The sequence below is a fragment of the Crenobacter caeni genome (assembly GCF_010435965.1).
GTDB lineage: Bacteria > Pseudomonadota > Gammaproteobacteria > Burkholderiales > Chromobacteriaceae > Craterilacuibacter > Craterilacuibacter caeni.
Genome location: NZ_JAAGAA010000012.1, coordinates 93,178 through 112,988, shown reverse-complemented (window position 1 = coordinate 112,988; position 19,811 = coordinate 93,178). Strand labels below are relative to the sequence as shown.

Below are 19,811 nucleotides of genomic sequence, written 5' to 3'. Positions count from 1 at the left end.
GAGACGGCGATGGACCTCAACTACACCCCCGCGCAGCAGGCGTTCCGTGCGCAAGTGCGCGCCTGGATGCGCGAGAACGTGCCGGGCGAGCTGCCGGACTACGACACATGGGAAGGCTTCGAGGCGCACCGCGCCTGGGAGCGCAAGCTTGGCGACAGCGGCTGGGGCATGGTCACCTGGCCCGAGGCGCTGGGCGGGCGCGGCTGCGACCTGATCGAGTGGCTGATCTTCGAGGAGGAGTACTACGCGGCCGGCGCGCCGCTCAGGCTCAACCAGAACGGCATCTTCCTGCTCGGCCCGACCCTGATGGAATTCGGCACCGACGCGCAGAAGGCACGCTTCTTGCCACGCATGGCGCGCTGCGACGACATGTGGGCGCAGGCGTGGAGCGAACCGGGCGCCGGCTCGGACATGGCGGCGATCCGCACCACCGCCTACCGCGACGGCAACCACTACGTGATCAACGGCCAGAAGACCTGGTCGACCCGCGCACGCTGGGCCGACTGGATCTTCGGCCTGTTCCGTACCGAGCAAGGCTCGCAGCGCCATCACGGCCTGAGCTACCTGCTGGTGCCGCTGGATTTGCCGGGCATTACCGTGCGGCCGATCCGCCAGCTCAACGGGCTGGCCGGTTTTGCCGAGATTTTCTTCGATGAGGTGCGCGTGCCGGTGGACAACCGGCTGGGCGACGAGGGCGAGGGCTGGGCGGTGGCGATGGCGACCGCCGGCTTCGAGCGCGGGTTGATGCTGCGCTCGCCCGCCCGCTACCAGGCGACCGCACGGCGGCTGGCCGCGCTCTATCACGCGCATCCGGACGCCGCGCGGCGCGACCCTGCCTTGCGTGACCGTGTCGCGGCGGCCCTGGCGGCCACCGAGGCGTACGCGCTGTCGACCTACCGTACGGTCAGCCAGTTGCAGGCCGGCGGCAGGATAGGCCCCGAGGCGAGCACCAGCAAGATCTTCTGGTCCGAGCTCGACCTTGCGCTGCACGAGGCGGCGCTGGCTATCCTCGGCAAGGAGGCGGAGCTCGATACGCCCGAGGCGCGCCGCTGGATGGAGGGCTTCATGTTCGCGCAGGCCGGGCCGATCTACGCCGGCAGCAACGAGATCCAGCGCAACATCATCGCCGAGCGCATGCTCGGGCTGCCGCGCTAAGGAGGAAACGATGGATTTCACGTATACGCAGGACCAGAAGAGTTTCCGCGACGCGGTGCGCGCGGCGTTCATGGTCGAGGCCACGCCCGACGTGGTGCGCGAAGGATGGGAGCATGCATCCGGTGTCGCGCCGGCGCTTGAGGCGCTGATCGCCGAACAGGGGCTGACCGCCCTGTCGGTGCCCGAGGTGTTTGGCGGGCTCGGCCTGTCGGACACCGACTGGGCCTTGCTCACGCAGGAATTCGGCTACTACGCGGTGCCCGACGCGCTGCTCACCACCAGCTACCCGGCCGCCTGCCTGATCCGCGAACTGCCGGACGCCGCCAACCGCCAGCAGGCGTGGCTGCCGGCGCTCTCCGAAGGGCGGCTGTCGGTGGCCGTCGGCCACCCGCTCAGTCCGCTGGTGGGCGACGCCGACAGCGCGGACCTGCTGTTGCTGTGGCACGAGGACGAGGTGCATGCAGTTTGGCGAGCCGACGTCGATATCACGCCGGTGGCGAGCGTCGACCCGTCGCGCCGGTTGTGCCGCGTCAGCTGGAACCCGTCGTCCGCCAGCCGCGTCGCCGACGCGGGGGCCGGCCGTGAGCTATGGCAGCGCCTTGCCGACCGCATGGCGCTCGCGATCGCCGGCGAGCAACTGGGGCTGACCCAGCGCGTGTTGGATCTCGCGATCGACTACACCGCGCAGCGCAAGCAGTTCGGCAAGCCGATCGGCAGCTTCCAGGCGGTCAAGCACCTGCTCGCCGACGTCGCGGTGAAGGGCGAGTTCGCCAAGCCGGTTTTCAACCGTGCCGCTTACGCGCTCGAACACGGCCACCCCAACGCCGGTGCCTACGTGTCGCACGCGCGTCTGGCTTGCGGGGACGCCGCCTGGCTCGCCGCGCGCAACGGCATCCAGGTGCACGGCGCGATCGGTTACACCTGGGAGTGCGACCTGCAGATCTTCATGAAGCGCATCTGGGCGCTCGAATCGGCGTGGGGAGATGCCGCCTACCACAAGGCGCGCGTCGCCGACTGGGTGCTCGCCGACGGCGCCGCGGGGCCCGGCGTCACCTTCGCGTAAACGAAAACCACAAGGACAGACCATGGCAGAAGCTTATATCGTCGACGCGCTGCGCAGCCCGACCGGCAAGCGCAAGGGCTCGCTCGCCGACGTGCACGCGGCCGACCTGGGCGCGCATGTGATTCGCGCCATCGTCGCGCGCAACGCGATCCCGGCCGAAGACTACGACGACGTGGTGTTCGGCTGCGTCGACACCATCGGCAGCCAGGCCGGCGACATCGCGCGCACCTCGTGGCTGGCCGCCGGCCTGCCGCTGGCGGTACCCGGCACCACCGTCGACCGCCAGTGCGGCTCGAGCCAGCAGGCGGTGCACTTTGCCGCGCAGGCGGTGATGTCCGGCACTATGGATGTGGTGCTCGCCGGCGGCGTGCAGACCATGACGCGCATCCCGATCTCGGCGGCGATGCTGGCAGGCCAAGCCTACGGCTACAGCACGCCGTTCGCCGAAAGCAGCGGCTGGCGCGCGCGCTTTGCCGACGCGCCGGTCAACCAGTTCTACGCCGCACAGCGCATCGCCGACCACTGGGGGCTGTCGCGTGCAGCGATGGAAGCGTTTGCGCTCGATAGCCACGACAAGGCGCGCCGCGCCACCGAGGCCGGCCATTTCGCGCGCGAGATCGTGCCGCTGTTGGGCCTTGCCCACGACGAGACGGTGCGCGCGACCAGCCTTGCCAAAATGGCCGAGCTTGCGCCGGTCGACGCGGCCTACCCCGACATTACCGCCGCGGTGTCCAGCCAGACCGCCGACGCGTCCGCCGCGCTGCTGGTGGTGTCGGAGACCGCGCTCAAGCGCTACGGGCTGACCCCGCGCGCGCGCATCCACCACCTGTCGGTGCGCGCCGACGACCCGATCTGGCACCTGCGCGCGCCGATCCCGGCCACCGAATACGCGCTGAAAAAGTGCGGCATGAAGTTGTCCGATATCGATCTGGTTGAAATCAACGAGGCGTTCGCGTCGGTGGTGATGGCGTGGCAGATCGAGACCGGTTTCGATCCGGCGCGCATCAACGTCAACGGCGGCGCCATCGCGCTCGGCCACCCGCTGGGCGCCTCCGGTGCGCGGCTGATGACGACGCTACTGCATGAGCTCGAGCGCAGCGGCGGGCGCTTTGGCCTGCAGACCATGTGCGAGGGCGGCGGCCAGGCCAACGTGACCATCATCGAGCGGCTGTAACGGCCGCCATAGCAGGAGAAACTCCATGCAGCTTTGCGAAAACCGCACCGTGATCATCACCGGCGCCGGCGGCGGTCTGGGCCGCGCCTATGCGCTGGCTTTGGCCGCAGCGGGGGCCAATGTCGTGGTCAACGATATCCGGCTGGAGGCAGCACAAGCCGTCGTTGCCGATATTCTGGCAAGTGGCGGCAAGGCGCTGGTCAACGCCGGCGACATCTGCTCGCTCGAAGGCGCGCGCGCCATCGTCGCGGCGGCGCTGACCGCCTTCGGCGAGGTGCACGCCGTGGTCAACAACGCGGGCATCCTGCGCGACCGCATGTTCGTCTCGCTGTCCGAGGAGGACTGGGACGCGGTGATGCGCGTGCATCTGAAGGGGCACTTCTGTCTCGCGCGCGTGCTCGCCGAGCGCTGGCGCAACCTTGCCAAGGACGGCATCGCTATCGACGCGCGCATCATCAACACCACCTCCGGCGCCGGCCTGCAAGGCTCGATCGGCCAGTCCAACTACGCATCAGCCAAGGGCGGCGTCGCCGCGTTGACGCTGGTGCAGGCGGCGGAGCTTCGCCGCTATGGCGTCACCGCCAACGCGCTGGCGCCCGCCGCGCGTACCTCGATGACCGAGCAGGGCATGCCGGACCTCGTGAAAAAGCCGGACAGCGGCTTCGACCACTACGACCCGGCCAACGTCGCGCCGCTGGTGGTGTGGCTCGCCAGCAGTGCCAGCCGCGGCGTCAGCGGCCAGGTGTTCGAGATCGAGGGCGACCGCGTGTCGGTGTGCGACGGCTGGCGCTCCGGCCCCGAGGCGAGGGCAGGCGGCGTCGCCTTTACCGCGCAGACGATCGGGCCGGTGATTGCCGGCCTGATCGGTGAGGCGGTGCCGGCCAAGCCGGTGTGGGGCAGCTGAGCGCAGGCCGTTGGCCGCATCGCCTGCTGTACGACAACAGCCCGCCGCGAGCGGGCTGTTGCTTTTTGGGGCTCAGCAAAGTTCGATGGCCAGCGCGGTCGCCTCGCCGCCACCTATGCACAGGCTGGCCACGCCGCGCTTGAGGCCGTGCCTTTGCAGCGCGTGCAGCAGCGTGACCAGGATGCGCGCGCCGGATGCGCCGATCGGGTGGCCGAGCGCGCAGGCGCCGCCGTGCACGTTGACCTTGTGTTCGGGCAGGGCCATCTCGTGCATCGCGGCGAGGGCGACCACGGCGAACGCCTCGTTGATCTCGAAGAGGTCGACGTCCGTGGCGCGCCAGCCGATCTGCCCGAGCAGGTGCTGCATCGCATGCACCGGTGCGGTGGTGAACCAGGCCGGTTCGTGCGCGTAACTGGCATGGCCGACGATGCGCGCGAGCGGCGTCAACCCGAGTGCACGCGCGGTCGATTCGCGGGTCAGTGCGAGCGCCGCCGCGCCGTCCGAGATCGAGCTTGAATTGGCCGCGGTGACCGTGCCGCCGGGCCGGAACGCGGGCTTCAGGGTGGGAATCTTGTCCGGACGGGCGCTCAGGGGCTGCTCGTCGCTGTCCACCTGTACCTCTCCCTGGCGGCCTGTCACGCTGACCGGCGCAATCTCGGCGGCAAAAGCGCCGTCGCGGATCGCCGCCTGCGCGCGGCTGAGCGACAAGCGCGCGAAGGCGTCCTGCCTCTCGCGGCTGAAGCGGTAGTGGTCCGCGCAGCGCTCGGCGAACACCCCCATCAACGTACCCTTTTCGTACGCGTCTTCCAGCCCGTCGAGGAACATGTGGTCCTGGGTGACGCCGTGACCGATGCGCTGGCCGGTGCGCATCTTGGGCAGCAGGTAGGGCGCGTTCGACATGCTCTCCATGCCGCCGGCGAGTACGACGCGCGCGCTGCCGGCCTGCAGCGCGTCGTGCGCCATCATCACCGCCTTCATGCCCGAGCCGCACATCTTGTTGATGGTGGTGCAGGGGGTATGCAGGTCCAGTCCGGCGGCGAGTGCCGCCTGTCGTGCCGGCGCCTGGCCCTGGCCGGCCGGCAGCACGCAGCCCATGATCACTTCGTCGATGGTGTGCCCGGCGAGGCCGGCGCGTTCGCATGCCGCGGCCAGCGCCACCGCGCCGAGCGCGCTCGCGCTGTGCGTGGCGAGGCTGCCCTGGAAGCCGCCCATCGGGGTGCGGGCGGCACTGATGATTACGACCGGATCTGGCTGCGACATGGTGGCCTTTCGTTGACGTCAGTGCACGGCAAGGGATGGAAAAGCCACGCCGCAGGCGTGGCTCAGCGTTCGCCCTGCGAGGCGCCCGCTCCGCCGGTGCGCTTCTCGATCAGCTGTTCGCACATCTGGCGCAGCGACTGCACTTCGCGGGTGACCACCCGGATGTCCTCGATCTGCTGCATCAGCTGCGCTTCGCGCTGGCTGAGGACCTTCAGGAATTCGAGCAGCTGCGGCGCGTCGTCGTGCGCCGCGTCGTACAGGTCGAAGAGTTCGCGGATTTCCTGCAAGGTGAGTCCGATGCGTTTGCCGCGCAGGGTCAGCAGCAGCCGCGTGCGGTCGCGGCGCGAATAGACGCGGTGCTGGCCGCGCCGCTCCGGTGCGATCAGGCCCTGGTCTTCGTAGTGGCGGATGGTGCGGGTGGTGACGTCGAATTCTCGCGCCAGTTCGCTGATGGTGTAGGTTCTTTTTTGCTCGTCCATATTGCTGCTCCGGCTGATGGCGCGATTTTATCGCGGTGCAATATTTTGCGCTGCCCGCAACAAGGCATTGGTTGCGACGCCAGATTCGTGTGCATTGTTTGACGTTTACGTTCGCGTAAACATATATTAGCGTCATGACCCGGCCAGGGTAAAGGGGCTGGCAATGCAGGCAAGGCGGGTTGCCGTTCTTGGCGCAAGGCAGACGGGTAGCCCGTTTTTGTGCTGTTACTGCACGGCGAACTGTGATCGGCGATGAGCTTGCCCGCATCCACACCACCATCAGCCTGAGGTAGACCGCATGGACTTCGCGCTCAATGAAGAACAGCGCGCGTTTCAGGACAGCGCGCGCGCCTTCGCCCGCCATGAACTCGCACCGCACGCCGCGCGCTGGGACGCCGACGAGGAGTTTCCGCTCGCTACCATCCGCCGCGCCGGCGAGATGGGCTTTCTCGGCCTCTACACGCCGGAAGCCTACGGCGGGCTTGAGCTGCCGCGGCTGGACAGCGCGCTGGTGTTCGAGGAACTCGCCTACGGCTGCACGTCCACCGCGGCATATCTCACCATCCACAATATGGTGAGCTGGATGGTCGCAAGCTTCGGCTCGCCTGAACTGGCGGCACAATGGGTGCCGCGCATGGTGACGGGTGAGGTGCTGGGCAGCTACTGCCTGACCGAACCGGGCGCCGGTTCGGACGCCGCCTCGCTTGCGACGCGCGCCGAGCGCCACGGCGAACACTATCTGCTCAACGGCAGCAAGATGTTCATCTCCGGCGCCGGCAGCACCGAGGCGCTGGTGGTGATGGCGCGCACCGGCGGGCCCGGCCCCAAGGGTATTTCGGCCTTCTTGGTGCCGGCCGACAGCCCCGGCATTGTCTACGGCAAGAAGGAAGGCAAGATGGGCTGGAACAGCCAGCCCACCCGCGCGATCAGTTTCGAGAACGTGCGTGTACCGCTGGGCAACCGTCTGGGGGAGGAGGGCGCGGGCTTCACCTTCGCGATGAGGGCGCTGGACGGTGGCCGCATCAATATCGCCACCACCGCAGTCGGCACCGCGCAGGCCGCGTTTGACGCCGCCTGCCGCTACGTGGGAGAACGCGAGCAGTTCGGCGCGCCGCTTGCCAGCCTGCAGAACATCCAGTTCCGGCTCGCCGACATGCAGACCGAACTTGTCGCCGCGCGGCAGATGGTCAGGCTGGCGGCCTGGCAACTGGACACGCAGCACCCGGAAGCGTCGGCGTATTGCGCGATGGCCAAGCGCCTGGCCACCGACCTTGCCTTCAACGTGGCCAACCAGGCGCTGCAGTGCTTCGGCGGCTACGGCTATTTGCGCGACTTCCCGCTGGAGCGCCATGTGCGCGACTTGCGCGTGCACCAGATCCTGGAAGGCACCAACGACATCATGCGATTGATCATTGCCCGCCGCCTGCTCTCGGACGGCGTTTCGGAGAACCTCAGATGAGCACTTACCAAGGCCTGCGCCTGGAAAAACACGGCGTCGCCGCCGTGGTCACGCTGGACAACCCGCCGGCCAATACCTGGACGCGGCAGAGCCTTGCCGACCTTGTACGGCTGATTGACGACGTGGAGGCCGACCCCGCGCTCAGGGTGCTGATCCTGGTGGGCGCTGGCGACAAGTTCTTCTGCGCCGGGGCGGACCTCAAACAGTTTGCCGAAGGCGACGTCGCGGTGGCCGCCGAGGCGGCGTCGGCGTTCGGCCGCGCGTTCGAGCGGCTGTCCGCCTACCGTGGGGTCAGCATCGCCGCGATCAACGGCTACGCGATGGGCGGCGGACTGGAAGTCGCGCTCGCCTGCGACCTCAGGGTGGCCGAGGCGCAGGCGCAACTGGCGCTGCCCGAGGCGGGCGTCGGCCTGCTGCCGTGCGCCGGCGGCACCCAGTTGTTGCCGCATCTCGTCGGCGAGGGTTGGGCCAAGCGGATGATCCTGCTGGGCGAGCGGGTGGACGCCGACACAGCCCTCGGTATCGGACTCATCGAACAGGTGGCCGGCAAGGGGGAGGCGCTGTCCGTCGCGCTTGAAATGGCGGCCAAGGTCGCACGGCAAAGCCCGGCCAGCACCCTCGCGTGCAAGACGCTGATCCAGCGCGCGCGCAGCGTGCCGCCGGCGCTCAACCTGCCGCTGGAGCGCGAGCTGTTCGTCGGCCTGTTCGCCGACCCCAACCAGCAAGAAGGCGTGCGCGCCTTCCTCGAAAAACGCGCGCCCGTGTGGCAGGTGCCGGGCAAGGGGGAGCGGCCATGAGCGCGGCCGATTGCGTATTGTTTGCCGAGTACACCGCCGCCAACGGCTACCGCATCGCCACGGCGACGCTCAACAGCGAGCGCACGCTCAACGCGCTGACGCTTGAGATGATCCGCGCGCTGTCCACCCAGCTCGCGCGCTGGCAGGACGACCCCAGGGTCGCGCTGGTGGTGCTCTCGGGCAGCGGCGAGCGCGCGTTCTGCGCGGGCGGCGACGTGCGCGCGCTCTACCGCGCGCTAACCGAGACGCCGGCGCCGTGCCCGCACCCGTACGCCGAAACCTATTTCAGCGAGGAGTACGCGCTCGACTACCTGATCCACACCTACCGTAAGCCTGTGCTGGTATGGGGGCGCGGCATCGTGATGGGCGGCGGGCTCGGCCTGCTGGCGGGCGCCAGCCACCGCGTGGTCACCCCGTCCACCCGCATGGCGATGCCCGAGGTGAGCATCGGCCTGTTCCCGGACGTCGGCGGCAGCTGGTTCCTGAACCGGATGCCGGGCCGGGTCGGCCTGTTCCTCGGGCTGACCGGCGCGCCCTTGAACGCTGCCGACTGCCTGTACGTCGGCCTCGCCGATTACGCGCTGGAGGACGGTGCGCTGCCGGGCTTGATGGCGGCGCTGTGTGCGTGTGACTGGCAGGACGGTGCCGCGGCCAACGGCGCGCAGCTGGACGCGCTGCTGCAAGGCATGGCCGACCAGGCCAAGGAGAGCCTGCCGCCCGCGCAGGTCGAACCCCACTTCGCGCGCATCGAGGCGTTGACCGCGTATCCGACGCTCGCCGCCGTTCATGAAGCGGTGCTGGGCGCGCAAGGCGACGCGTCGCCTTGGCTTGCCGACGCTGCCGGCAAGCTCGCGGCGGGTTGCCCGACCACCGCCGCGCTGGTGTGGGAAACCCTCAGGCGCGCGCGCGAGCTGTCGCTCGCCGACGTGCTGCGCATGGAACTGGTGCTGGCGCTGCGCTGCTGTGCCAACGGCAACTTCAGCGAGGGCGTGCGCGCGCTGCTGGTCGACAAGGACAACGCTCCCGTCTGGCAGCCGCCGACGCTGGATAGGGTGGACCCGGGCTGGATTGCCAGCCATTTCGAGGCGCCGTGGCCACGCTCGCCGCTGGCCGCGCTGGGTGAACGCACAAAGGAAACCGCATGACACGCATCGCATTTATCGGCCTCGGCCATATGGGCGGCCCGATGGCGCTCAACCTGGTGAAGGCCGGCTTCGAGCTTGAGGTGTACGACCTCAACCCGGCGCTGGCCGAACCCCTGCTGGCGGCAGGTGCGACGCTTGCCGCGTCCGCCGCGGCGGCTGTCACCGACGCCCACGTGGTGATCTCCATGCTGCCGGCGAGCCCGCATGTCGAGCGGCTCTACCTGGGGGACGCGGCGGCGGGCGGGCTCATCGCGGCGATCGCGCCGGGCGCGCTCGTGATCGATTGCTCGACGATCAGCCCGCAAAGCGCGCAAAAGGTCGCGGTGGCCGCGCGCAAGCAGGGACTGAGGATGCTGGACGCGCCGGTGTCCGGCGGCACCGCCGGCGCGGCGGCGGGTACGCTGACCTTCATGGTCGGCGGCGAGGCGGACGACCTGGAGCTGGCGCGGCCTATCCTGTCGGCGATGGGGCGCAACCTCTTTCACGCCGGCGGGCAGGGCGCGGGCCAGGTCGCCAAGATCTGCAACAATATGGTGCTCGGCGTGCAGATGCTCGCCATCAGCGAGGCGCTCGCCCTGGGTGTGCGGCAGGGGCTGGATGCGGCCGTGCTGTCGGACATCATCGGCAAGAGCTCGGGGCGCGGCTGGGTGACCGAGGTGTACAACCCGTGGCCGGGGGTGATGGACAACGTGCCGGCCGCGCGCGGCTACGCCGGCGGCTTCGGGTCCGACCTGATGCTGAAGGACCTGGGGCTGGCGGTGGAAGCGGCAATCGCCGCGCGCGCATCGGTGCCGATGGGCGGCCTCGCGCGCGAACTCTTTGCGCAGTGGAGCAGCTCGGGCCACGGCGCGCTGGATTTCTCCAGCATCGTCGGCCTGTTCGCGCCGCCTGAGGCCTGAGGCGTGCCGTAAGACCCGCAGCGGCCCTGCTCTCTGGCAGGGCCGTTTTTGTTTTTGGCGGGCGGCAAGCGCGGGCGTCATCGCCCGGCTTTGCGCGTTCAGCCTTGCAGCGCCGGCAGCCTGGCGAACAGCTCGAGCGCGGCCGGGTTGGCCAGCGCGGCGAGGTTGTTGACCGGCTCGTCGTGGATCACGTTCCTGACCGCCAGCTCGACGATCTTGCCGCTGACGGTGCGCGGGATGTCGGCGACGGCGACGATCTTGGCCGGCACGTGGCGCGGGGTGGCCTGTTGCCGGATCGCCGCCTTGATGCGATCGGCCAAGCTGTCGTCAAGGGCCAGGCCGTCCCTGAGCCTGACAAATAGCACCACGCGCTCGTCGCCCTGCCAGCGCTGGCCGACCACGACGCTCTCCAGCACCTCATCGAAGCGTTCGACCTGCCGGTAGATCTCGGCGGTGCCGATGCGCACGCCGCCGGGGTTGAGCACCGCGTCGGAGCGGCCGTGGATGATCAGGCCGTCCTCGGCCGTCAGCTCGGCGTAGTCGCCGTGGCACCAGACACCAGGGAAGCGCGCGAAGTAGGCTTTGCGGTACTTCTCGCCGTCCGCGTCGTTCCAGAAGCCGACCGGCATCGACGGGAAGGGGCGGGTGCATACCAGTTCGCCCTTTTCCCCCCGCACCGGTTTTCCCGCGTCGTTCCACACCTCGACCGCCATGCCTAAGCCCCGGCATTGCAACTGGCCGCGGTAAACCGGCAGGCAGGCGTTGCCCAGCGCGAAGCAGGAGAGGATGTCGGTACCGCCCGAGATCGACGCAAGGTCGAGGTCGGCCTTGATTGCCTGGTAGACCCAGTCGAAGCGCTCGGCCAGCAGCGGCGAGCCGGTGGACATCAGCACGCGCAGGTGCGCCAGCGCGTAGTCGTCCTTGGGCACCAGGCCGGACCTTGCCGAGGCCGTCCAGGTATTTGGCCGAGGTGCCGAAGTGAGTGCAGCGGTAGGCGTCGGCGTACTCCCACAGGATGCGGCCGCCCTTGGCAAAGGGCGAGCCGTCGAACAGCAGCAAGGTCGCGCCGCTGGCGAGGCCCGAGGCCAGCCAGTTCCACATCATCCAGCCGCAGGTGCTGAAGTAGAACAGCACGTCGCCCTGGTGCAGGTCGGCGTGCAACTGGTGTTCCTTCAGGTGCTGCAGCAAGGTGCCGCCGTGGCCGTGCACGATGCATTTGGGAGCGCCGGTGGTGCCGCTGGAGTACAGGATGAACAAGGGGTGGTTGAAGCCGACCCGCTCGTAGCTGAGCGCCTGCGCGGCAAAACCGTCGAGGAAGCTGTCTAGCCTCACCCCGCCGGGCAGCGCTGCAGCGAGCGCGTCGGCGCCGCCGGTGTAGGGCACCACCACCAGCCGCTCGAGCGAGGGCAGGGCGCGGGCGATGGTGCCGAGCTTGGCACCGATGTCGACGCGCTTGCCGTTGTAGAAGTAAGCATCCGGGCAGAACAAGACCTTGGGCGCGGTCTGGCCGAAGCGGTCGATCGCGCCGTCGGCGCCGAAGTCGGGCGAGCAACTGGTCCAGATCGCGCCCAGGCTGGCGGTTGCCAGCATCGCGGCCAGCGTCTCCGGCATATTGGGCATGAAGCCCGCCACGCGGTCGCCCGCGCGCACGCCCTGCGCGCGCAGCGCCTGTTGCAAGCGCGACACCAGTTCGCGCAGCGCCCTGAAGCTCAACTCGCGCTTGACGCGGTCTTCCCCCCAGAAGGCGACGGCCAGCGCGTTGCCGTCGTGCCTGAGCAGGTTTTCGGCGTAGTTGAGCCGCGCGTTGGGAAAGAAGCGCGCCGCGCGCATTTCGTCGCTTTCGACAAAGGCAACCTCGCCCGGCTTCCCGATGACCCCGCAGTAATCCCATACCTGGCGCCAGAAGCGGCCCGGATCGTCAATGCTCGCCTGCCTGAGGCTTTCGTAGTCGGGGTAAGTCCTGCCGTCGGCGTGTTCGGCCTGGCGGGTGAAGGCGGTCAGGTGGGCCGCCGCGACGCGCGCGGCCGACGGTTGCCAAAGAGGGGCGGGCTGGGTGTGCATCGTGTGTTTATTCCGTGTTCAGCGCGGGGTGCCGGCGGATACCCGCCCGCGCGCCCGCGCGTATTTCGAGCCCGGCTCGCGGCCGAGCGCGTCGGCGATCTGCCACGCCGCGTCGGTGACGGCGGCCAAATCGACGCCGGTGGTGTAGCCCATGCCGTGAAGCAGGTAGAGCACGTCCTCGGTCGCGACGTTGCCGGACGCGCCGCGCGCGTACGGGCAGCCGCCAAGGCCCGCCACCGAACTGTCGAAGGTGCGCACGCCGGCGGTGAGTGATGCGTAGATATTGGCGATGGCCATGCCGTAGGTATCGTGAAAGTGCCCGGCGAGCCTGTCCACCGGCACTTCTGCGGCAACCGCATCCAGCATGGCGAGCACCTTGTCGGGCGTGCCGACGCCGACGGTGTCGCCCAGCGAGACCTCGTGGCAGCCCATCCGGTACAGCGCAGCGGCCACCTCGGCGACCTTGCGCGGGGCGATATCGCCCTCGTACGGGCAACCGACCACGCAGGAGACGTAGCCGCGCACGCGCAGGCCCGCTGCCAGCGCCTGGCGCGCGACCGCCTCGAAGCGCGCGAGGCTGTCCTGGATGCCCGCGTTGATGTTTTTCAGGCTGAAGGTTTCGCTGGCGGCGCCGAAGATGGCGATTTCGCGCGCGCCGGCCGCGAGCGCAGCTTCCAGCCCCGCCAGGTTGGGCACCAGCACCGGGTAGTTGACCGGGCCGGCCAGGTTGAGCGAAGCGAGCACCGCGGCGCTGTCGGCCATCTGCGGCACCCACTTGGGCGAAACAAAGGCGCCCGCCTCGATGTGGCTCAGCCCCGCGTCGGCCAGGCGCCGGATCAGCGCGAGCTTCACCGCCAGCGGCACCGCCTGTTTTTCGTTCTGCAGCCCGTCGCGCGGGCCGACTTCGACGATCTTTACCTGTGTCATCTTCAGTCCGCCTCGAAATCCACCAGCTCGTCGCCGTCGCTTACCTGCTCGTCCTGGGCGAAGTAGAACGCTTTCACCACGCCGTCTGCCGGCGCGCAGAGGGTGTGTTCCATCTTCATCGCTTCGAGGATCATCAGCGGCTCGCCGCGCGCGAGGCGGTCGCCGGTCTTGGCCAGCAGCGCGACCACCCGCCCCGGCATCGGCGCCGTCAGGTGGGCCTCGCCGTGCGTAGCTTCTTCCTCGAACGCGTACGGGTCGACGTAGTCGACGCAGATTTGTTCGCCGTCGACGAACAGCACCCGCTTGAGGCCTTGGCTAACCCGCGTGGCGTTCACGCGTTTGCCATCAAGCGTGACGGTGAGTACCTTGCCTGCCAGTGTCGCCTCGGCCGGCTGCCACTGGCCGCCGACCTCGACGGCGAGGCCTCCGTTCTCCCGGCGCACGCCGATATCGAACACCGCATCGCCTTGCTCGAAGCGGACGCGGCGGGTATGCGTGCCGTTCAGGCGCCAGGACGCCTGGCAGGGGGCGTCGCTGTTCTCTGCCGAGGCGAGCACCTCGCCCAGCGCGAGAAGTGCCAGCGCCTCCGGGGTCGGCGCGGCGGGCGGCAGCAGCAGGGTGTCCAGGTGGCGGGCGATCAGCCCGGTATCGACGCGGCCCGTGGCGAAGTCGGCGTTGCCGGCGATGCGGCGCAGGAAGCGGATATTGGTCGCGACGCCGACCACCTGATAGCTGGCGAGCGCAGCATCCAGTTGCCTGAGCGCCGCCTCGCGCGTCTCGCCCCACACGATCAGTTTGGCGATCATCGGGTCGTAGTAGGGGCTGATGCTGTCGCCCTCGGTGACCCCGGTGTCGATGCGCACCCGCGCGCCCTCGGCGGGCGGCGCAAGGTGGACGAGGGTGCCGGTGGCCGGCAAAAAGCCCTTGTCCGGGTCTTCGGCGTAGATGCGCGCCTCGATGCTGTGGCCGCGGATCGCGAGTTCGTGCTGCGCGAGCGGCAGGCGCTGGCCGCAGGCGACCTTCAGTTGCCACTCGACCAGGTCCTGCCCGCAGATCATTTCGGTGACCGGGTGTTCGACCTGCAGCCGGGTGTTCATCTCCATGAAGTAAAAGTGCCCGCTGTCGACGTCGAGGATGAATTCGACGGTGCCGGCGCCCACGTAGCCGACGGCGCGCGCGGCGGCAACCGCCGCCTCGCCCATCGCTTTGCGGGTGGCGGCGGGCAGGTTGGGCGCCGGCGCTTCTTCCAGCACCTTCTGGTGGCGGCGCTGCACCGAGCAGTCGCGCTCGAACAGGTAGACGCAGCCGCCGGCACTGTCGGCGAACACCTGGATTTCGACGTGGCGCGGCCGGGTCAGGTATTTCTCGATCAGCACCTTGTCGTCGCCGAAGCTCGCGCGCGCCTCGCGCTGGCAGCTCGTGAGCGCCGCGGGGAAGTCCGCGGCTGTCTCGACGATGCGCATGCCCTTGCCGCCGCCGCCGGCACTTGCCTTGATCAGCACCGGGTAGCCGATGCGTGTGGCCTCGGCCGCCAGCAGCGCCGGGTCCTGCGCGTCGCCGTGGTAGCCGGGCACCAGCGGCACGCCGGCCTTTTCCATCAGGGTCTTGGCGGCGGACTTGCTGCCCATCGCGGCGATGGCGGCAGAGGGCGGGCCGATGAACACCACGCCCGCCTGCGCGCAGGCGTCGGCGAACGCGGCGTTTTCCGACAAAAAACCGTAGCCGGGGTGGATCGCCTCGGCGCCGCTTTGCCGCGCGATCTCGAGCAGTGTATCGGCCTTCAGGTAAGAGTCGGCGGCCGGCGCCGGCCCGAGGCGCCACGCCTCGTCGGCCAGTTTCACGAAACGGGCGTCCCGGTCGGCGTCCGAATAGACGGCGACGGTGGCGATGCCCAGCAGCCGCGCGGTGCGGATGACGCGGCAGGCGATCTCGCCGCGGTTGGCGATCAGGATCTTGCCGAACAGAGGACGGACATTCGGCGGCTGGGGCGGGTCGCTCTGCGGCAGCGCTTGCTGCAGTTGCTCCGGGGTGGGGTAGGCGTGCATCAGTGCTGGATCCAGTCGGGTGGGCGTTTGTCGAAGAAGGCGGCCAGCCCTTCGCGGGCTTCTTCGCCGGTACGGATCTGGGCGATGCGCCGCGCGGTGTCGTCCAAGAGCGCGTCGTCCTGCACCGACGTACCGGAGAGCACGCCGAGCAGGTCTTTCGCTGCGGCGAGCGCGCCGGGTGCGCCCTTGGCCAGTTCGGCGCAGATTTCGCTGATGCGCGCGTCGAGCGCGTCTTCCGCCACCACTTCGTGCAGCAGGCCCATGCGCTGCGCGCTGGCCGCGTCGATGCGCTCGGCGGAGAGGAAGTAGCGGTGCGCGTGGCGCTCGCCGATGGCGTGCACCACATACGGGCCTATGGTCGCCGGGATCAGCCCCAGCCTGACTTCGGAGAGGCCGAAGCGCGCCTTGGCGGTGCCGATGGCGATGTCGCAGGCGGCGATAAGCCCGGTGCCGCCGGCCATTGCCGGGCCGTGCACGCGCGCGACAACCGGCTTGGGGCAGCGGTGGATGGCCTTGAGCATGCCGGCCAGCGCGCGCGCGTCCGCAAGGTTTTCTTCTTCGCTGAACGCCGCGGCGCGCTGCATCCAGGTGAGATCCGCGCCTGCACAGAAGCTGCTGCCGCGCCCGGCGAGCACGATCACGCGCACCGTCTGCTCGAGCGCGAGGGTGTCGAAAGCGCCTTGCAGTGCGGCGATCAAATGCTCGTCCATCGCGTTGTGCCGCTCGGGGCGGTTCAGCCAAACGGTGGCGACCGGGCCGTGGCGGGTGATGTCCACGCTCATCTCTGTCATCGCAAGCCTTTCCTGGTTTACATGCGGAACACGCCGAAGCGGGTCGGCTCGATCGGCGCCGTCAGGCTCGCCTCCAGCGCGAGCGAGAGCACTTCACGCGTCTGTGCCGGGTCGATCACGCCGTCGTCCCACAGGCGGGCGCTCGCGTAGTAGGGGTGGCCCTGGCGTTCGTACTGTTCGCGCACCGGCGCCTTCAACGCCTCTTCCTGCTCAGGCGTAAACGCGTCGCCCAGTTGCTCTTTCTTGACCTGGGCGAGTACGCCGGCGGCCTGCTCGCCGCCCATCACCGAGATGCGGCTGTTCGGCCACATCCACAAAAAGCGCGGGCTGTACGCACGCCCGCACATGCCGTAGTTGCCGGCGCCGAAGCTGCCGCCGATCAGCACGGTGAACTTGGGGACCTGCGCGCAGGCGACCGCCGTCACCAGCTTGGCGCCGTCCTTGGCGATGCCGCCGTTTTCGTACTTCTTGCCGACCATGAAGCCGGTGATGTTCTGCAGGAAAACCAGCGGGATGCCGCGCTGGCAGCACAGCTCGACAAAGTGCGCGCCCTTGAGCGCGGACTCGGAAAATAGGATGCCGTTGTTGGCGATGATGCCGACCCGGTAGCCGTTGAGCCTGGCAAAACCGGTGACCAGGGTGGTTCCGTAGTTCTGCTTGAATTCGTCGAACTCGGAGTCGTCGACCAGGCGGGCGATGATCTCGCGCACGTCGAACGGCTTCTTGCTGTCGGCCGGGATCACGCCATAGAGCTCGTCGGCCGCGTAGCGGGGGGGCTTGGGCTCGATGCGGTCGAGCCGGCCGGCCTTTTGCCAGTTGAGCGAGGCGACGATGCGCCGGGCGATGGCGAGCGCGTGCGCGTCGCTTTGCGCGAGGTGGTCGGCCACACCGCTGACGCGGGTGTGCACGTCGCCGCCGCCCAGCGCCTCGGCGCTGACCACCTCGCCGGTAGCCGCGCGCACCAGCGGCGGGCCGCCCAGGAAGATGGTGCCCTGTTCCTTCACGATCACCGTCTCGTCGCTCATCGCCGGCATATAGGCGCCGCCGGCGGTGCACGAACCCATCACCACCGCGATCTGCGGCACGCCGGCGGCGGACAGTTGCGCCTGGTTGTAGAAGATGCGGCCGAAGTGCTCGCGGTCGGGAAAAACGTCGTCCTGCAAGGGCAGGTAGGCGCCGCCGGAGTCGACCAGATAGATGCACGGCAGGTGGTTCTCGCGCGCGACTTCCTGCGCGCGCAGGTGCTTCTTCACCGTCATCGGGTAGTAGGTGCCGCCCTTGACGGTGGCGTCGTTGGCGACGATCAGGCAGTCGACGCCGCTGACGCGGCCGACGCCGGCGATCAGCCCGGCGCCGGGGGCGTCGCCGCCGTACATGCCGAAGGCCGCCAGTTGCGACAGTTCGAGAAAGGGCGCGCCGGCGTCGAGCAACAGGTCGACGCGCTCGCGCGGCAACAGCTTGCCGCGCGCGACATGCTTCTCGCGCGCCTTGTCGCCACCGCCTTGCGCGGCCTGGGCGACCTTGTCCTTGAGGTCGGCCACCAGAGACCGCATCTTCTCGGCGTTGGCGATGAAGTCGGCACTGCGCGGCGAGAGCCTGGATTCGATGACGGGCATGGGTGGTCTCTGCTGTGGGGGCTAGCGGGTTTCGGCCATCAGCTCGCGGCCGATCAGGTAGCGGCGGATCTCGCTGGTGCCGGCGCCGATCTCGTAGAGCTTGGCGTCGCGCAGCAGGCGCCCGGTCGGGTACTCGTTGATATAGCCGTTGCCGCCCAGGCACTGGATGGCGTCCAGCGCCATCTGGGTGGCCCCCTCGGCCGCGAACAGGATGGCACCGGCGGCGTCCTTGCGCGTCTGGCGGCCGGCCTCGCCGCGGTCGAGCGCCTGGCCGACGGCGTACACGTAGGCGCGGCTGGCTGACAGCTTCACGTACATGTCGGCCAGCTTGCCCTGCATCAGCTGGAAGTCGCCGATGGCCTGGCCGAACTGCTTGCGCTCGTTAAGGTAAGGCACCACCACGTCGAGGCAGGCCTGCATGATGCCCAAGGGGCCGGCGGCGAGTACCGCGCGCTCGTAGTCGAGCCCGCTCATCAGCACCTCTACCCCCTTGCCCTCGCCGCCGAGCACGTTGGCCTCCGGCACGAAACAGTCGTCGAAGAACAGCGGGTAGGTATTCGAGCCGCGCATGCCCAGCTTGTCGAGCTTGCTGCCGTGGCTGAAGCCGGCGAACCCCTTCTCGACGATGAAGGCGGTGATGCCGCGCGCGCCGGCACAGGGGTCGGTCTTCGCGTATACCACCAGCGTGTCGGCGTCGCCGCCGTTGGTGATCCACAGCTTGCTGCCGTTGAGCAAATAGCCGCCGTCGACCTTGTCGGCCTTGAGCTTCATGCTCACCACGTCCGAGCCCGCGTTCGGCTCGGACATCGCCAGCGCGCCGACATGTTCGCCCGACACCAGTTTGGGCAGGTAGGCGCGCTTTTGCGCTTCGCTGCCGTTCTTGTAGATCTGGTTGACGCACAGGTTGGAGTGCGCACCGTAGGAGAGGGCGACCGACGCGCTGGCGCGGCTGATCTCCTCCATCGCGATCATGTGCGCAAGGTAGCCCATGTCGGCGCCGCCGTAGGCTTCGGGCACGGTGATGCCGAGCAGGCCCATCTCGCCGAACTGCTGCCACAACTCGGCCGGGAACAGGTTGTCGCGGTCGATGGCGGCCGCACGCGGCGCGATCTCGCGCTGCGCGAAGTCGCGCACCGCTTCGCGCAGCATCCGGCAGGACTCGCCGAGGTCAAAACGCAGGCTGTGGTACATGTTCTGTCTCCTTTGTCCCGGGCAGGCCCGGTGGGTGCGGCCTTTTCATGCCGTCATGCTTTTATTTTAGTGACGTTTACGTTAGCGTCAACTTTGCGACGGAGAACTGGGCGCTTGTGTTGCGTCAAGATCAGCGGCGTGTGGTTCCCTGCGCAGCCGAGGAGGCAGTTGGTCGGGGATAGAGCTGCAGGGGCTGGCTAGCCTGGAGTACGCAGAAGGTCTTGCCGATACCTCACCGAAGGTGAACGCTACCAGATTCAACTACTGGCGAGTGAAGGATGCAGGCCGGCCGTCATCGGTCAGTGTGTCGGGCGCTGCAGGAGCGTCATCAGCCGGGAACTGTGCTGCAATCGTTCAGGCTTCGGCTGCTACAAGGCATCGGATGCGTTTCCAGAAGGCGCGTAAGAAGCGCTACGGCCGGCCCTAGCCTGTCAGGACAACACTCCATCCATGACCGCCCCAGCGCGGTTTTGGAGTGCCGGCGAATCGGCAACAGGGAGGCTGGCGTGATCATCGGAACCGGGTATCGCGGAGCGGTGGTCATGTCCTGTGGTAGCCGTTTCTGCCAGTTGGTAGGCAACGGCTTGGCATGGCTGACGATCGCGTCGATGTCGAAGGCCAGGGCCAGCGTCACCACGTCGGCTTCCAGTCTGTCGATCACCGAACGCGACTTCTTGCCCGAGCCTCCGTGCGACTGCTTGATGATCAGCGCTTCGTCAGTATTTTTCTGCCTCTGCGAAATAAAGCCTTGGTTGCTGTCCTTGTACAGTTCACGGGTCGGGGCGTAGGACACATTGAGCAAGGGGGAGGGCTCAGCCGCAGCAGTGCCCACAAGCCGCACAAGA

General features: G+C 68.6%; 17 protein-coding genes and 1 pseudogene. 8 read left to right on the top strand and 10 right to left on the bottom strand.

Annotation, left to right across the window (positions count from 1 at the left end):
- Positions 1-9: 9 nt before the first annotated feature.
- The 4 genes from GZH52_RS13455 to GZH52_RS13440 are packed head-to-tail and all read left to right on the top strand — an operon-like array spanning position 10 to position 4,296.
- Positions 10-1,155 carry an acyl-CoA dehydrogenase family protein gene (locus GZH52_RS13455; protein ID WP_163317066.1) on the top strand — a complete coding sequence of 382 codons (1,146 nt, stop codon included), beginning with the start codon at positions 10-12 and terminating at the stop codon, positions 1,153-1,155.
- Positions 1,156-1,165: 10 nt separating this feature from the next.
- On the top strand, positions 1,166-2,218 hold the full coding sequence (locus GZH52_RS13450) for an acyl-CoA dehydrogenase family protein (RefSeq protein ID WP_163317064.1): 1,053 nt from the start codon (positions 1,166-1,168) through the stop codon (positions 2,216-2,218).
- A 22-nt stretch (positions 2,219-2,240) separates the two neighbouring features.
- Positions 2,241-3,392 carry an acetyl-CoA C-acetyltransferase gene (locus tag GZH52_RS13445; RefSeq protein ID WP_163317063.1) on the top strand — a complete coding sequence of 384 codons (1,152 nt, stop codon included), beginning with the start codon at positions 2,241-2,243 and terminating at the stop codon, positions 3,390-3,392.
- A gap of 25 nt (positions 3,393-3,417) precedes the next feature.
- Positions 3,418-4,296: an SDR family oxidoreductase gene (locus GZH52_RS13440; RefSeq protein WP_163317061.1), complete on the top strand. Its 879-nt coding sequence runs from the start codon at positions 3,418-3,420 to the stop codon at positions 4,294-4,296.
- 72 nt (positions 4,297-4,368) lie between these two features.
- Here the strand turns inward: GZH52_RS13440 and GZH52_RS13435 are convergent, their stop codons facing one another.
- Positions 4,369-5,556, bottom strand: a complete 1,188-nt coding sequence (locus GZH52_RS13435; RefSeq protein ID WP_163317059.1) for an acetyl-CoA C-acyltransferase — start codon at positions 5,554-5,556, stop codon at positions 4,369-4,371.
- Between the two features lie 62 nt (positions 5,557-5,618).
- A complete protein-coding gene (locus GZH52_RS13430; protein WP_163317057.1) occupies positions 5,619-6,035 on the bottom strand; it encodes a MerR family transcriptional regulator in 417 nt (138 codons plus the stop codon).
- A gap of 298 nt (positions 6,036-6,333) precedes the next feature.
- Between GZH52_RS13430 and GZH52_RS13425 the strand changes: the two genes are divergently transcribed.
- The 4 genes from GZH52_RS13425 to mmsB are packed head-to-tail and all read left to right on the top strand — an operon-like array spanning position 6,334 to position 10,335.
- Positions 6,334-7,494 carry an acyl-CoA dehydrogenase family protein gene (locus GZH52_RS13425; RefSeq protein WP_163317055.1) on the top strand — a complete coding sequence of 387 codons (1,161 nt, stop codon included), beginning with the start codon at positions 6,334-6,336 and terminating at the stop codon, positions 7,492-7,494.
- The gene (locus GZH52_RS13420; protein ID WP_163317053.1) at positions 7,491-8,291 is read left to right on the top strand and encodes an enoyl-CoA hydratase; all 801 of its coding nucleotides are present in this window, start codon (positions 7,491-7,493) and stop codon (positions 8,289-8,291) included. The genes GZH52_RS13425 and GZH52_RS13420 overlap by 4 nt, the downstream gene beginning before the upstream one ends.
- Positions 8,288-9,436, top strand: coding sequence for an enoyl-CoA hydratase/isomerase family protein (locus GZH52_RS13415; RefSeq protein ID WP_163317051.1), 1,149 nt, complete (start codon positions 8,288-8,290; stop codon positions 9,434-9,436). Before GZH52_RS13420 ends, GZH52_RS13415 begins: the two co-directional genes overlap by 4 nt.
- Positions 9,433-10,335 (top strand): 3-hydroxyisobutyrate dehydrogenase, encoded by a 903-nt coding sequence (gene mmsB / locus GZH52_RS13410; protein WP_163317049.1) that lies wholly within the window; start codon positions 9,433-9,435, stop codon positions 10,333-10,335. Before GZH52_RS13415 ends, mmsB begins: the two co-directional genes overlap by 4 nt.
- Positions 10,336-10,433: 98 nt before the next feature.
- On the opposite strand, the gene GZH52_RS17070 is transcribed toward mmsB, so the two are convergent.
- The 8 genes and pseudogenes from GZH52_RS17070 to GZH52_RS17065 form a co-directional block, all read right to left on the bottom strand.
- Positions 10,434-11,264, bottom strand: a complete 831-nt coding sequence (locus GZH52_RS17070; protein ID WP_349290661.1) for an AMP-binding enzyme — start codon at positions 11,262-11,264, stop codon at positions 10,434-10,436.
- A gap of 25 nt (positions 11,265-11,289) precedes the next feature.
- A pseudogene (locus tag GZH52_RS13405) lies at positions 11,290-12,396 on the bottom strand (AMP-binding protein); the annotation flags it as partial.
- Between the two features lie 18 nt (positions 12,397-12,414).
- Positions 12,415-13,323 carry a hydroxymethylglutaryl-CoA lyase gene (locus tag GZH52_RS13400; protein ID WP_163317047.1) on the bottom strand — a complete coding sequence of 303 codons (909 nt, stop codon included), beginning with the start codon at positions 13,321-13,323 and terminating at the stop codon, positions 12,415-12,417.
- 2 nt (positions 13,324-13,325) lie between these two features.
- Complete coding sequence (locus tag GZH52_RS13395) at positions 13,326-15,368, bottom strand: acetyl-CoA carboxylase biotin carboxylase subunit (protein ID WP_163317045.1); 2,043 nt, start codon at positions 15,366-15,368, stop codon at positions 13,326-13,328.
- A complete protein-coding gene (locus GZH52_RS13390; protein ID WP_163317043.1) occupies positions 15,368-16,159 on the bottom strand; it encodes an enoyl-CoA hydratase/isomerase family protein in 792 nt (263 codons plus the stop codon). Before GZH52_RS13390 ends, GZH52_RS13395 begins: the two co-directional genes overlap by 1 nt.
- Positions 16,160-16,176: 17 nt before the next feature.
- Positions 16,177-17,775 carry a carboxyl transferase domain-containing protein gene (locus GZH52_RS13385; RefSeq protein ID WP_163317041.1) on the bottom strand — a complete coding sequence of 533 codons (1,599 nt, stop codon included), beginning with the start codon at positions 17,773-17,775 and terminating at the stop codon, positions 16,177-16,179.
- 21 nt (positions 17,776-17,796) lie between these two features.
- Complete coding sequence (locus GZH52_RS13380) at positions 17,797-18,966, bottom strand: isovaleryl-CoA dehydrogenase (protein ID WP_163317039.1); 1,170 nt, start codon at positions 18,964-18,966, stop codon at positions 17,797-17,799.
- A 328-nt stretch (positions 18,967-19,294) separates the two neighbouring features.
- Positions 19,295-19,768, bottom strand: coding sequence for a hypothetical protein (locus tag GZH52_RS17065; RefSeq protein ID WP_203525760.1), 474 nt, complete (start codon positions 19,766-19,768; stop codon positions 19,295-19,297).
- Positions 19,769-19,811 lie beyond the last annotated feature (43 nt).